The sequence below is a fragment of the Oribacterium sp. KHPX15 genome (genome assembly GCF_900107835.1).
Taxonomy (GTDB): domain Bacteria; phylum Bacillota; class Clostridia; order Lachnospirales; family Lachnospiraceae; genus Oribacterium.
In genome coordinates, this window is the sequence record NZ_FNRG01000009.1 from 99,200 (window position 1) to 114,083 (window position 14,884).

Sequence of the window (14,884 nt, forward strand, 5' to 3'; positions counted from 1 at the left end):
AAGCTCCTTCTTAAGATTACAGGCCACTGCTTAAAAACAGCATAAACCTGTTAATTTTTAATCAACCTACAAATCCATTATAAAGTAAAAGATGGAGCCCGACAATACCAGAGCCCCATCTGTAAACTAAATTTAAGACTAACGAAGTAATTCTTTCTAAATAAACCAGCCGTTAAAAAATCCGAAAAGCCCTTAAATAAGATGACTTTTATCTATATAGTCACTGCCCCGATTTTCAATCCCGGAAGTTGAATGGCTTTTAGCGGTTAAGAATCCGTAAGGATTCTATCTTTAAACCTTTAAGAGAAAATCTTTACGAATTTCTTCTTTCCGCGCTGTACCACAACTCCGTCCTTAAAGAATTCTGCTGTGTAGCTTGCCTTTATATCGGAAACCTTCTCTCCTGCAACCTGAACACCGCCCTGCTGTACGTTCTGACGTGCCTCAGATCTTGATTTTGTAAGACCTGAAACTGTAAGGACTCCGCAGATGTCGATGGCGCCGTCTCTGTAATCCTCAGACTTAAGTGTGTACTTAGGCATGTTCTCACTGTCACTTCCGCTTACAAACAGTGCCTTTGCAGCTGAATCGGCCTTGTCAGCCTCTTCCTTTCCGTGAACAAGCTCTGTAAGTGAGTAAGCAAGCTTCTCCTTAGCCTTGTTAAGCTCTGCGCCTTCCCACTTCTCCATCTCCTGAATCTCCTCAAGAGGAACAAATGTAAGGAGCTTAAGGCACTTGATAACGTCCGCGTCATCAACATTTCTCCAGTACTGATAGAAATCATAAGGAGTTGTCTTGTTCGGATCAAGCCATACGGCACCGCTGGCTGTCTTGCCCATCTTCTTTCCTTCTTTATTAGTGAGAAGTGTGATGGTAAGGGCATGAGCATCCTTTGCTTCCTTCTTACGGATAAGCTCTGTTCCGGCAAGCATGTTGGACCACTGGTCATCGCCGCCGAACTCCATGTTACAGCCGTAATCCTTGAAAAGTCTGTAGAAATCATATCCCTGCATAAGCATGTAAGAGAACTCAAGGAAGGTAAGTCCCTGCTCCATACGGTTAACATAGCATCTTGCACGAAGCATATCATTTACTGAGAAGCATGGTCCGATCTCACGCATGAAATCAAGGAAGTTAAGGTTTCTGAGCCAGTCAGCATTGTTTACCAGCTTAGCCTTGCCTTCTCCAAACTCAATGAAGCGGCTCATCTGCTTCTTGAAGCACTCGCAGTTATGATCAATCTGCTCAATTGTCATCATTGAACGCATGTCTGAACGTCCTGAAGGATCACCGATCATGGCAGTTCCGCCGCCTACCAGTGCGATAGGCTTGTTGCCGGCTTCCTGGAGACGCTTCATAAGTGTCAGTGCCATAAAGTGTCCGACATGCAGAGAATCAGCAGTCGGGTCAAATCCTATATAAAATGTAGCCTTACCGTTATTTACGAGATTCTTGATCTCTTCTTCGTTTGTCACCTGAGCGATCAGGCCTCTGGCTACTAATTCTTCGTATACTCCCATGGAATCTTTCTCCTTTGCAATTAATGTGTTTTCACACTCATATCACCTTATTATACAAATCAATTAAATAAATGCAAATAAAATTGGAATATAAAAAAGCCGGAGCCTGCCGGCTCCGGCCAAATCTACTTAGTCCTCAAATTTTGTCATCTGAACATAATCGTATACGTTTGAAATGAGGCGCTTGGTATCGTCCCAGCCGATGCAGGCGTCGGTGATGGACTTTCCGTAAATGTGGTCTTCCACCTTGCAGCTGCCTTCTTCAATGTAGGACTCTACCATGAGACCCTTTACAAAGCCTGCAAGCTCAGGTGAATACTTACGGGAATGCATTACTTCCTGAGCGATACGAAGCTGCTCTTTGTACTTCTTTGCTGAATTGCAATGATTGGTATCCACAACAACTGCAGGATATAAAAGTTCTTTTTTCGTATAAAGGTTATAGAGGAGCTTAAGGTCTTCATAATGATAGTTCGGCATCATCTGACCGTGCTTTGACTGGGCACCTCTTAAAATGGCATGTGTATACGGGTTTCCGTCTGACTGAACTTCCCACTCACGGAAGATGAAATCGTGAGCATGCTGTCCTGCATAAATGGAGTTAAGCATTACCCCGAAATCTCCGGAAGTCGGATTCTTCATTCCTGTTGGAACATCTATACCTGATGCAACAAGTCTGTGCTGCTGGTTTTCAACAGAACGTGCTCCTACGGCCACATAGCTCATAATGTCGCTTAAGTAACGGAGGTTATCAGGATAGAGCATCTCGTCAGCTGTTGACATACCTGTCTGCTGAAGGACTTCCATATGGAGCTTTCTGATGGCTGCGATGCCGCCCAAAACATTGGCATCCTTTTCGGGATCCGGCTGGTGGAGCATGCCTTTATAGCCCTGCCCTGTTGTACGTGGCTTATTTGTATAAATTCTGGGGACGATCATGATGCTATCTTTAACCTGCTCCGCAACTTCCTTAAGGCGGTTGCAGTAATCAAGTACAGGATCCGGATGGTCTGCAGAACATGGTCCTATGATAAGGAGAAACTTACGTGAGTCTCCTCTGAATATTGCTTTAATCTCTTCGTCTCTTTCCGCTTTAATTTTTGCAAGTTCTGCCGAAAGCGGAAGCTGCTCCCTGATCTCTGAGCTTGAGGGGAGCTTTGCTCTGAATTCAAATCCCATAGTGTACTCCTTTCAATGCGAGGGTCTTCATATCTACCCTTCCCGTGGACTTATATCTAAATTCATGCCGATGCTTACCGGTCATGACGATTTCCGGGATATTCTTCCGCACCTGACGGATACCGGAAATGCAGATAAAAGCCGCATTAGCTGAAGTATAGTGCTTGTGAGGCATAAAATCAAGTAATAATAAGGTATGAAAACCATAACTTTTATTGAAATGGTACAGAAAAAGCAATGGATATGCGCTGGGTTGTTGACAACAATACGAAAATGGAAGGAATGAGCGGCGGCCCACGAGATTGAAAGTACATCCTACCTGTCATGTGCGTACAATTCGTACTTACGTACGCCTAGTACGCACATGACAGGTAGGATGTTCTTTCAACTCGCAAGCCTTGTCACCCATCCCTTCCATTTTCTCACGCTGAGAAAGTTTCAGCGCATATCCATTGCTTTTTCTTCACATATTGCAAATCCATCAATAACTTTTTGAATAAAGATGAACTGGATTTTATGTTAAATTATACACCCAAATATACATGGAAGCCGCCGTCTACGGGGAGGACCATGCCGGTGACGAAGTCTGAACCCTTAGGGCTTACCAGGTAAAGGAGGGCTCCTACCAGGTCTGAAGGATCACCGTACTTCAGCATAGGTGTTGCGTCGATGATGTGCTGTGCACGCGGCTTTGGTGTTCCGTCATCGTTGAAGTGAAGGGCATGGTTCTGGGTTGTCTGGAAGAATCCCGGAGCAACTGCGTTAACTCTGATGCCGCTCTTGGCAAAGTAGATTGCGCACCACTCTGTGAAGCTTGCAACGCCTGCCTTACCTGCTGAATATCCCGGAATTCTGGTGAGCGGATGATATGCTCCCATAGAGGAAATGTTTACGATGTTGGCATTGTCCTGACCAACCATCACTTCACCGAAAACCTGTGTGGGAAGCATGGTTCCGTAAATGTTAAGGTCAAGCTCTTTGTGAACATTTTCGAGATCCATGGTGAAGAGTGTGTCTGTTCCCTCTTCTTTCTCATGATAATGATCCTGAGGAACCTGTGCTGCCTTAATGGCTCCGCCTGCACAGTTTACAAGGATGTTGATATGTCCCCACTTATCAAGCACTTCCTGTCTTGCAGCAAGAAGGCTGTCTTTGTCAAGAACGTTTGCTGCCACAGCCATAGCCTCACCACCGTCTGCCTCAATATCAGCAAGTACCTGAGCTCCGTTCTCCTTTTTACGTCCAAGTACCGCAACCTTTGCACCACATGCAGCAAGTGCGCGGGCATACATTCCACCGATAACCCCGGTACCTCCTGTAACTACAGCAACTTCTCCCGAAAGATCAATCTTAAATGGTAATTCCATGATATTTACTCCTTTTTGAAATATTGTCATACAATGAATACATTTTAACAGATATTCCAAATAATTGTAGTACTAAATTTGATAAATTATTCTACAATTATTTATACAAAACTAACGATTCATATCGAGAATCATCATGTAGGAGCAGGAGCTAATCCCTTTGAATGCGTTGAGCCGAGTCGAGAAAATTCAAAATCGGACCCCTTAGAACCACTTGGCTCTATTTTCCTTAGCCCCCTCGCCAAGTCAGATTTTTCATAAAGAAAATATCTGACATTGCTGCCCAAGATTTGTTTTTTAATCTTGGGAGCCGCGCGGCTTTGAGCGGTTCAAAAGAATCCGTCAGGATTCTTTCTTTACCGAGGGCCTAGTGGTTCTTAGGGGTCCGATTTTAGATTTTTCCGACGAGGCGACTCGCATTCAAAGGGATTAGCTTCTGCTCCGGCCGGGTTACTCAAGTGCACCCTTACTGTACTCCGCCCAGCTGAACTGATTCATATATTCACCGGTGTACTTCGAGCTTGCGGAATTTCTGTCCTTTTTCCACTCATAGAGATCGCACTCCATCTTATCGGGAACAACAGCTATGGTTCCCCTCTGTCGAACGATGACATCAGAAAATCCCGCTTCATTTAAGGTTGACATCATATCTGCACGGAGATTCTGAAGATATGAAGCCTTTCGCTCGGGATTGGCATCATCCTCCCAGAGAACACCCAGAATCTCACCGTTACTGGTTCGGGCTCCGCACCTGTCGATAAGATAGGCAAAAAGCTCCTTTGTCTTATTGTACTGAAAATGGAGAACCTCATTATTTTTAAACACCTCAAAGTTTCCGAAAGTCTGAACCCTCAGAACATCCTTCTTCTTTCCGGCATCCTCAACAGGATATCTCAGATCTCCTATCTCTTTTTTTATCTTTTCAAGTGTAACCGGCTTCATGATATATCCGCTGGCATGGAGATCCATGGCCTCACCCACATACTCACTGTAACCGGTTGTGAAGATTACATTAATCTTTGGAAAACGTTCTTTTAAATGGTCAGCAAACTGAAGACCGTTTATATCTCTCATTTCAATATCAAGAAAAGCTATATCTATGTGCTTCCCTTCCAGTTCCTCAATGGCCTTCAAAGCATTCCTGTAAGAATAAACCTCCGCGTCAGGTAATGCCTTTTTAATCAGGTCCGTCAGTCCTTCCAATGCTATCTTCTCGTCATCAATAGCAAGCACCTGCATATCTGTACCCCTCAATTTAGGATTTTTTATCCACACCCCTTAAATACGACTCTCAGTCTTCGATGGTAAGAAATCCTGAGAATCCTGTAACATCAAATATCTCGCGAACTGCATCAGAAACTCCTCTTAATACCATGGAACCTGACAATTTATTGAGCTGTTTCTGGGCTGAAAGGAGTGCTCTCAAACCTGCAGAACTGATATACTTTGTATTTGTCATATCTATATTGATCTCAGTGTTACCGGCTTCAATAAAATCTCTCAGATCCTTATCAAGCTGCGGTGCGGTTTTTCCGTCTACTCTTTCCATCATCACATAATCAACTGCCATAGTCATTCCGCTCCTTTTTATTGTTTAATGATTGTTTTAAAAATAATTCTTTTAAATATGATACTAAATTTTATACAGAACTACTATATTTTTCGTTCCAAATCCTTACAAAAACAGAATTACTTTTTATAGTCTTCCGATCAGTAAAATCCGTTAAAAATATTAACTTATCAATGTATGCCGTAACTACTTTGTATCTTCTTTTGGTATCACTATGGTGACAGTAGTTCCTACTCCAAGTTCACTTACTATATTAAGGGAACCTTTGCACTGAAGCTTAAGACGTTCACGGACATTCTGTATACCTATATGAGATCTGCCGTCGTACTCTCTTTTTGCTTCCGTGTAACCTCCTACGCCGTCGTCGTCTACAACGATCTCATATCTGTCATCATACTCCCGGCTTGATATCGTAACCGTACCGCCATTAGGAGATTTACCTACTCCATATTTTACTGCATTCTCGACAATAGGTTGTACTGTCAACGCCGGAAGTTTGAAATCTTTTGTCTCAATGTCATAGACTATATTCAGATCATCATCAAATCTCATTTTTTCGAGAGCAAGGTAGTTTTTAATGTGATCAAGTTCCTTTTCAAAAGGTACTGGTTCCTTTGTTCTCAGAGAATCAAGATTTCCGCGCAGATAGTCGGAGAATTCACCTATGGCTTCCTGAGCCATCTCCGGATCCTTGGTACAAAGATAATAAATGGCATTAAGAGAATTGTACAAAAAATGCGGCTGAATCTGGCTCATCATAATGGATAGCCTTTCCTGGGTAAGCGCATTTTCTTTTTCTTTAAGTTCTATACTTTGCTGAACATGAATAAAGGTGTAAACCATCAGCATACTGAGGGTTACAGAAAGGTAAATGAAAGCCGATCCGACGCTTGGCATAAGCATCGTCATAGCGACAGCAAAAAGCGGAAGGAGCATGTAGCCAATTACAGCAATGAAATCAAGAAGTTCAAGGTTTTTTCTGTAAATGATGGTCAGTACGAAATCAAAGAAAATAACTCCCGCACCCAGAAGCTGTGAAAGCATATATAAAGGTCCGTGTATATATACTCCGTTTTCAATATAGAAAACCTGACCATGTATGGGGGATGTCAGCCACATTACAAATCCCAAAACACAAAAGGGCACTCCGAAGTGTCCGATCCATGCCGGCACACTGCACTTTTCGGACAGATAAAAATAAATGTAATAATTAAACACCGCCACAATCAGATATAAAAGCGATACTGAGCTAATGGTGAATATGACATACAAGGTCCTGACCTTATCGTTATACTCAAGCCACCAGGTAAGCGCATCAATAATAAGCATTAATCCATTGGAAGCAAGAATCAATATGAGACAATAGTTTTTTAAACTTTTTTTAAAGGTTGTCAGCATTCCCACCAGAAGCACCAACGCTATACATGCTCCATAGGCTTCCGACCCTACTTTAGCTATCAACATAAGGCTGTACCTGTTCCAGTTAATCTGTTACTTTAGTATCATTTTGCGGCAGCACAATCGAGATATGATCTGCCGGTAATTCAGCTTTGTAAACCATACTTATATAATACATCATAAAAAAAGAAAAATCGCTTAAGCCAATGGATAATCTTTAAAAGATTCCATAATGACTTAAGCGATTTTCCCCTATACTCTTCTATCAGGCCGACCTTGGAAAACGATTTAACCCACATTCCCATCCAATAAGTGAAAACACAGACCAAATATTGTTATCTGAAGAGGTCTACCGATTTTGAAAGGCCCTCCGATACCCCCTAAATAATGTACCGGATTGTCATATCACCATTTTTTCAGGATTTACAGAAGCTTCGGAAGCTGCCGGAATATAGACATTAACATAATCCTTCCCCGGCGGCATGTAGGTAACAACCATGTGCTCCTGTTCCTTTGATAAAAAACTGCCTGCCACTTCTCCTCTTGTTACATTCTCGATAAACTCGCAAACCATCTCGTAGTAGTTCATCTTATTTACCGGACTAAGCTTATAATGATCGATATAGTTCTCACCGTTTATAAAGATCCGTTCAAAAACATCTCTGACGGCACTTGGTGATGTAACAAGGTCTCTGCCATTGTCCCCAAAGCAGTTGGTAAATATGTACGAATACATCTCAATGAGATTTAAAGGCATCTTACCAACTTCTTCAACACACCAGAAGCCAAGCTTCAGCTTCTCTGTATTACTGAAGGGTTCAAATACATATCTCAGAAATTCATCATGCTCTTCAACAGTCTGATACCCCCTCGTGGATCTTCGGAGATAATCAACAAGCTTAAATCCTTCTGAGCCCTCCGGAAAAATCACTTCCGGCACCATGACGACTCTTATATCAGGTATATTCCGATTATTCGAAGAAATGCCGATCAGTTCTTCGGTCTCAGTTTTAACCGGATGTTCAACATCAAAATAAGAACTCATTTTCTTTTTTCACTCCTATAGCGGCATGATACAACATGAAATATCACAAAAGAGTCACACTTTTGATAAATTTTTAATCAATTATCGCCTAATCGAGCAGGGGAAATGCGCCTTACCCCAATTACGCATTGGCTGTCACACGTGATTTTGTGCAAGCACAAAACACACGTAACGTCCCTATCGAGAAAAAAGGCGGTGCATAGCAGCACCGCCTTCTGAGAAAAAATTAAATTTACTCTTTTTCTATACCGGTCTTGCTGCGGATAATAAAAAGCACCGCTGCAATGGCTATAGCTCCGACAATAAGCGAAATAACCGCGCTCTTGGTGATTCCGGCCACAATATATGCCAATGCAGATACAGCTGCTGCAGTGAGTGCATAAGGAAGCTGTGTGTATACGTGATTAATGTGAACACACTGGGCACCGGCACTTGACATGATGGTAGTATCCGAGATAGGTGAGCAGTGGTCTCCGCAAACCGCACCTGCCATACATGCAGACATTGCAATGATCATCATTGTATGATCTATTCCCTCAAAGCAGGCAACTACGATAGGAATAAGTATACCAAAGGTTCCCCATGAAGTACCTGTTGCAAAACTGAGACCGATTGAGATAAGGAAAATGATGAAAGGCAGGAAGCTGAGATAGTTTGCAGCTGAATGCTCAACAACCGCTGCAACAAATTCCTTTGCTCCGAGACTGTCTGTCATAGCCTTGAGAGACCATGCAAAGGTAAGTATCAGTATAGGAGCGATCATTGCCTTAAATCCATCCGGAAGTGAACTCATACATTCATCGAAGGAAAGCACATTTCCAATCATGTAGAACACAATTGTAATCACAAGTGCAGAAGCAGATCCAAGAACAAGTCCTACAGAAGCATCAGAACCTGCAAAAGCATCAATGAAGCCCGTTCCGCTGAAAAATCCGCCGGAATAAATCATACCTATAACACAGCATATGATAAGCGAAACAATAGGAACAAGCATGTTAAGGACATGTCCGTCCTCTCTCATGTTCTCTTCAGGATTTGTCTCAACAGCTCTGTCTGTTGTGGTAAAAAGATCATTCTTTTCAATAGCATTGCTTTCATGCTTACGCATAGGTCCATAATCAACCCTGAACATAACCAGCATTACCATCATTACTATAGTAAGAACCGCGTAAAAATTGTACGGAATGGTCTGAAGGAAAAGCTTCATTCCATTCTCACCCTCAACAAATCCGGAAACTGCCGCTGCCCATGAAGAGATAGGTGCGATGATACAAACAGGTGCTGCCGTAGCATCAATAAGATATGCAAGCTTTGCACGGCTCACCTTATGCTTATCTGTAACCGGACGCATAACAGAACCTACTGTAAGACAGTTGAAATAGTCATCAATAAAGATAAGGCATCCGAAAGCGATGGTTGCAAGCTGGGCACCTGCTCTTGTCTTGATCTGACTTGAAGCCCATTTTCCGAACGCTGCCGAGCCTCCGCTCTTGTTCATGAGCTGTACCATAGCTCCGAGTATAACCAGGAAGCAAAGTATTCCGACATTATAACTGTCAGAAAGAACAGAGATTATACCATCTGAAAAGATATGATTGATGGTTCCTTCAAAATTAAAACCGGAATAAAGTAACGCACCTGTCAGTATACCCATGAACAAAGAACTGTAAACTTCCTTAGTTACAAGAGCAAGTCCTATGGCAATGATAGGCGGCAAAAGCGACCAGGCAGTCATCTGAACCGTTTCTGCCGTAGTCATAAACCCGGCAATGATCAGGATGAAAACCACCAGACCAAGAGAGCCTATAGTGTAATAGCGCTTGATATTTTGTTTCATGTTACTCCCCTTCTTTTTTGATTTAAAATGCTTCTGATTGCTACACAAGCTCAACGCTTTATTGCTTTATCAGTTTAATGCAGCAACTCTGAAATTTAATAACCTATATATTACACTTCCAAAGTCCATCATTCAATGGTATATATGCAAAGAATTTAATAAATATACACAACCAGTTACAGTTCAGCCGGGGCACTGGAAGATAAGAGCCTGAGGGCATCAATTTGAAGGCGTTGAGCTGAGTCGAGAAAAATCAAGACAGACGCCCTTAGAACCACTTGGTTCCCTTTTTCCTTAGCCCCCTCGCCAAGTCAGATTTTTCATAAAGAAAATATCTGACATTGGCGAGGGCCTAGTGGTTCTTAGGGGGTCTGTCTTAGATTTTTCCGACGAAGCGACTCGCCTTCAAATTGATGCCCTCAGGCTCTGCTCTTCCAGTGCCCCGGCTGAACTGTTACGTCCGTTTATACATCATCCCGGACCATTAGAAGCTCCGGAAGCTCCGGTTTCTGCCGGCACAGTCGGACCGCCGCTTATGATTTCAGCTGCGGAAGTGGCATTCTCCTGCTCATTCAGAATCTCGATCATCTCACGGATCATATCCTCATCCTTCAGAGTGAAGAGAAATTCTACTCGCCTTGAAGCCTCACTGTTTTCTGTACCATCCTCATTGTAAACAGGATCTGTATAGGATTTTCCGTCAGTTGAAACAAGCTCTCTCATCTCACTCAGCTGATCACCGGAAAGAATAGTGGAATTATCCCCAAGGCAATAAGCAGCAACTGAATATGCACGCTTAAGTGAAAGATCGAGATTGAACAGATAATTACCTTTAGTATCCGTATGTCCCTCGATGGAAATGGAAGAAACATATTCCCTATACTTATCATCTAAAAGAATATTGGCATATCTTGGCAAAAACTCCGCAAGGAAATCCTTACCCGAATCCTTCAGTTCCGACTTGTTATATTCAAACAGAATACTTGAATCCATGGTGATAGCTCCGGTCTTTTCATCAACCTTTATATTCAAGTTGGAACCGGAAAACTCTTTTTTCAGTTCCTCGATAAGCTCAGACCTTACACCTATGATCCTGTCAAGCTTTGCCTGCTGGGTATTCATGATTTCCTGAAGCTCGGCAAGAAGACGTGACTGCTCATTCAGTGTTTCTTCCTGGGAATTAAGCTTACTCTCCTGTGTAAGCAGAAGCTCCCTCTGAGACGCAAGCTTTGCCTGCTGTTCCTCCAGTTCTTCCTTTTGAGTGGCCACAACTTTTTTCTGTTCATCCAGTTCGGAAGCCTGTACCACCAGTTCCTTTTCTTTACCGGCCAACTGTTCTTCCTTAAGATCAAATTTCATCTGTGAATGAAGAGTTGTGAGGGCAATGATCAGAACGAAACATAAAAGCAGGCCCGCCATCATATCCGAATATGAAAGCCAGTATGTGGTTTCTCCATCCTGTCTTTTTGGATGATCATTCTTTTTTTTGACTTTAAACATTTTAGTTTCTCCTTGCCGCATTGCCTCTCTTTGCTTCTTCAATGGCAAGAGTGAGACCATTTACAGAAGAAACGGCACGTTCAACCGCATCCTGCATATCCCTGTAGCTGTTGTTAATGATCTTTGGAAGCTGATCGTTGGCTTTCTTAATCTCAGCCGCCTGATTTACGAGATGTGACTCAACATTTATAAGATTGTTATCTATGACTTTGAAGGTATTGTCTATATTCTTCGGCAGCTGATTAACTGAAAGTCTTATGGCATCAAGCAGCTCTTTCTGTGCATTAAGCTCCTTCTGGAATACCTTAACTGACTCATTGAGCATGCTTCTGTAGCTTTCAAGGTCTCTCAGGTACTGTCTGTCATCAGCGATAAGCTTCTGATTTGTTCCATTGGATACCCAGAGATCATTCATGCTGCGCTTGATCTCCTGCTGCGTCTCCACAACACTTGCAGTGAAGCCTGCCAGCTGCTCTCCGAGAAGCTTGGCCTCTTCATTTATACGGTGGGCTATCTCACGGGTGCTGCCTGTTTCATCCATTACCTGTTTCATGAGATCTGCATTATTATTCTGAATATTGTAGCACTCGGATATGGTATCGGATAATTGCTTGAATGCATCATTAAGGGATTTATTCATCTCTATAATAAATGCATTAACAACCGACCTTAAGGCATCACTCTGATTCTGGGTTGCAATATTGGCAAAATCAGTTATGACTCTGTTCATACGGTCGAACTGAGGGGTCAAAACTCTTGTGAGCTCATCAGTTATCTTATCTCCAAGGTTATCAATGGAACTAAGCTGCTTTTCCTGAAGCTCTATCAGCCTGTTCACGCTGTCGAACTCGGTATCGGGAAGGACATACTTTCTGTAAGCATTAACAAAATCACGGATGGAAGTTTCGGCTTCATCCAGTTTCCTCTTGAAAACATAGTTAAAAGTAAGGGAAAAGATCATTCCGTATATAGATGTATGGAATGCAACCTTTATACCATTCATAAGAGGAGCAATGCTGTTTGTGATCTCCAAAGTTGAACCGGTATTAAACTCCTGAAGTCCCAGGGAGAGGCCTATAAAGGTTCCGAGAATTCCGAGACCTGTCATGGCACCGGCCACCTGGTTCAGCTGGTCACGGTGCATAACACTGTCAATGATATTGTCATTTATGAAATCCTCTATATCACATTTATAGCTGTGCTCTCTCATCTCATTTATGCGATTGAGTTCAAAGTTATAATCCTGATACAGATCCTTAAGATGCGCTTCCTCAAAAAGCATTTCCTGATTCGCCTTATAGCTGTCAAAAAGGAAAGCATGACTGTTCAAAGCATCATTTTTAATCTTTCCGGTTACACGCTGAAGATCGTAAATGATACGATTGATAGGAGTAAATGCCTTCCTATCACATGCTATGAGAATAATGGCAACAATAAAAAACATGGCACTGTTAACCACTATACTTGACATATCCCTGCCCTGAACAGAAAACAGATTAAGGTATATACATAATCCCACCATGGCAATAAAAACAACAGCCATAATCCATTCATACCATTTTTTTCTCTGCATATTCCTTTTCCTCCGGATAGTTACTTATTGTACAAGTGTCAGAAGTACATCCACTTATGGCACTCAGATCTTTTATACTTTCATATGCCTTTACAATTCAGGCTCTTTATAGAATTATAGCAATTCTTATTGAAATAAACCTTAATTTAGGATTAAAAAAGATAATAAATTTCAACCGCTTAAATGTCGCCCTGCCTCTATTGAGAAAATTGTCATTCTTATTTTTGATTTCGTGACAAAAATGTCATGAAAAATATGCTCAGACTATGTATAATAAGACTTAATTGCGTATAATTTGCGTCATGAGGAGGTAATCATGGAAAAGAAAAAAATTTCTCTTGCTGCCTTATTTGGTGATTTCCTGAAATTCGGACTGTTCACCTTCGGAGGCGGCTGGAGTATCGTTGCTCAGATGCAAAAAAAATATGTGGAGGAACGGAAGCTGATTTCCGATGGAGAACTCCTGGATATGACCAGTGTGGGACGAAGCCTTCCGGGAACCATGATAGGTAACATCGCCATACTTTTCGGCTACAGCCAGGGCGGTGTACTTGGAGCTTTCACCTGCCTTTTCGGAATGATACTTCCACCATTTTTAGTGCTTCTCATAGTCGGAAATTTCTATAATGCTTTCCGCACCAACTACTGGATAGCCTCTGCAATGAGCGGTATAAGATGTGCTGTAGTACCAATCATATTTATAGCAGCCTTAAAAATGATAAACGGTGCCTTTAAGTATCCACCCTGCTATTTCGTAATGGTGCTGTGCGTAATCCTTTACCTGGTCTTTAATGTCAACTGTGTATATCTTGTGATCCTTGGCGGCATCGCAGGTATCATCATCAGTGAGATTTATCAGCGTAAGGAGGCAGCAGATCATGAGTGAAATATTTACCTGTTTGCAGCTTTACTGGAGTTTTGTAAAAATCGGATTCACCAGCTTCGGCGGCCTATCCATGATTCCTCTCATCACCAGTGAAATGCTTGAACACGGCTGGCTGAACAGTTCGGAAATCTCAGATATAGTTGCCATAGCTGAAATGACCCCGGGTCCTCTCGGACTTAACTGTGCAACATTCGCCGGTCTTAAAGGCGGAGGAGTTTTAGGAGCCATATTCGCAAACCTCGGAGCCATCACTCCATCCCTTACTCTGTGCCTTGTAGGAGCGGTTTTCTTTGAAAAATTCAAACATTCAAAGATCATGCATAAAATCCTTACAGGTGTCCGTCCCGCATGTATCGCCATGGTTATAGGTGTGCTTTTCACACTATCCCAGACAAACTACATGTCAGAGGGAAGCATTTCCATAATAGCCATAATCATAAGTATCTTTGACATTATTCTTCTGAAATTCGCAAATCTCGGAATACCCACTGTGATCATAATCAGTGCAGTGATTGGCATAGTGGTATACGGTGTTTTGAAATTATGATGATTGGAAATCCATCGTGGACGATTCTCGCCGGCGAGAACCGTCCACGATGGATTTCTTTCGAAGTAAATAAGCGTCGGCAGGTTCCGCCGACGCTTACTTATTTTATTTTAGTAACTTAAACTTCCCACATAAATAGTGGGCATCGCACCTTGAAAACTCTATATTCTAGACTATAAAAATACAATTACGCCACTTTGTAATCACTTGTCAGAGCATCCTGCATATATTCAGGCAATCTGAAAAAGAAATCCTTATAGATTTCTTCAACTTGTTCGTCTGTGATATGAAGTATGTTCTTTATACTTGCAGTCATAGCCTCTACGAGTATGAAAAGAGAATGTTGGAATGTAATGTCTTCCATTTCCTGTAGCAGTACATAGAAGATTTCTCCTATCGTACGTTCGTCCTGATCTTTTCTTTGATATACAGAAAGATACATGTATCTGGCAAATACGATGG

At 42.2% G+C, this 14,884-nt stretch carries 12 protein-coding genes and 1 pseudogene; 2 read left to right on the forward strand and 11 right to left on the reverse strand.

Annotation, left to right across the window (positions count from 1 at the left end; all coding sequences use genetic code 11):
- Positions 1–299: 299 nt before the first annotated feature.
- The 10 genes from tyrS to BLV86_RS07820 all read right to left on the reverse strand — a co-directional run bounded on the left by tyrS (position 300) and on the right by BLV86_RS07820 (position 12,989).
- Positions 300–1,520: a tyrosine--tRNA ligase gene (tyrS, locus tag BLV86_RS07775; protein WP_090816088.1), complete on the reverse strand. Its 1,221-nt coding sequence runs from the start codon at positions 1,518–1,520 to the stop codon at positions 300–302.
- Between the two features lie 129 nt (positions 1,521–1,649).
- Positions 1,650–2,699 carry a 3-deoxy-7-phosphoheptulonate synthase gene (locus BLV86_RS07780; protein ID WP_031549621.1) on the reverse strand — a complete coding sequence of 350 codons (1,050 nt, stop codon included), beginning with the start codon at positions 2,697–2,699 and terminating at the stop codon, positions 1,650–1,652.
- Positions 2,700–3,223: 524 nt separating this feature from the next.
- Positions 3,224–4,066 carry an SDR family NAD(P)-dependent oxidoreductase gene (locus tag BLV86_RS07785; RefSeq protein ID WP_031549623.1) on the reverse strand — a complete coding sequence of 281 codons (843 nt, stop codon included), beginning with the start codon at positions 4,064–4,066 and terminating at the stop codon, positions 3,224–3,226.
- A 450-nt stretch (positions 4,067–4,516) separates the two neighbouring features.
- Positions 4,517–5,305: a response regulator gene (locus BLV86_RS07790; RefSeq protein ID WP_031549624.1), complete on the reverse strand. Its 789-nt coding sequence runs from the start codon at positions 5,303–5,305 to the stop codon at positions 4,517–4,519.
- Positions 5,306–5,357: 52 nt separating this feature from the next.
- Positions 5,358–5,636 (reverse strand): STAS domain-containing protein, encoded by a 279-nt coding sequence (locus BLV86_RS07795; protein WP_049962296.1) that lies wholly within the window; start codon positions 5,634–5,636, stop codon positions 5,358–5,360.
- A 186-nt stretch (positions 5,637–5,822) separates the two neighbouring features.
- The gene (locus BLV86_RS07800) at positions 5,823–7,100 is read right to left on the reverse strand and encodes a sensor histidine kinase (protein WP_090816090.1); all 1,278 of its coding nucleotides are present in this window, start codon (positions 7,098–7,100) and stop codon (positions 5,823–5,825) included.
- A 334-nt stretch (positions 7,101–7,434) separates the two neighbouring features.
- Positions 7,435–8,079: a hypothetical protein gene (locus BLV86_RS07805; RefSeq protein WP_031549630.1), complete on the reverse strand. Its 645-nt coding sequence runs from the start codon at positions 8,077–8,079 to the stop codon at positions 7,435–7,437.
- A gap of 232 nt (positions 8,080–8,311) precedes the next feature.
- The gene (locus BLV86_RS07810; RefSeq protein ID WP_090816092.1) at positions 8,312–9,916 is read right to left on the reverse strand and encodes a Na+/H+ antiporter NhaC family protein; all 1,605 of its coding nucleotides are present in this window, start codon (positions 9,914–9,916) and stop codon (positions 8,312–8,314) included.
- 471 nt (positions 9,917–10,387) lie between these two features.
- Positions 10,388–11,416 carry an OmpA family protein gene (locus BLV86_RS07815; protein ID WP_175456473.1) on the reverse strand — a complete coding sequence of 343 codons (1,029 nt, stop codon included), beginning with the start codon at positions 11,414–11,416 and terminating at the stop codon, positions 10,388–10,390.
- 1 nt (position 11,417) lies between these two features.
- On the reverse strand, positions 11,418–12,989 hold the full coding sequence (locus BLV86_RS07820) for a MotA/TolQ/ExbB proton channel family protein (RefSeq protein WP_049962299.1): 1,572 nt from the start codon (positions 12,987–12,989) through the stop codon (positions 11,418–11,420).
- 316 nt (positions 12,990–13,305) lie between these two features.
- On the opposite strand from BLV86_RS07820, the gene BLV86_RS07825 reads away from it, so the two are divergent.
- Together BLV86_RS07825 and BLV86_RS07830 are read left to right on the forward strand one after the other, a co-directional pair.
- A complete protein-coding gene (locus BLV86_RS07825; protein WP_031549637.1) occupies positions 13,306–13,875 on the forward strand; it encodes a chromate transporter in 570 nt (189 codons plus the stop codon).
- Positions 13,868–14,422: a chromate transporter gene (locus BLV86_RS07830; RefSeq protein WP_090816096.1), complete on the forward strand. Its 555-nt coding sequence runs from the start codon at positions 13,868–13,870 to the stop codon at positions 14,420–14,422. Before BLV86_RS07825 ends, BLV86_RS07830 begins: the two co-directional genes overlap by 8 nt.
- Before the next feature lie 187 nt (positions 14,423–14,609).
- Here the strand turns inward: BLV86_RS07830 and BLV86_RS17800 are convergent.
- Positions 14,610–14,884 (reverse strand): annotated as a pseudogene (locus BLV86_RS17800) (IS4 family transposase); the annotation flags it as partial.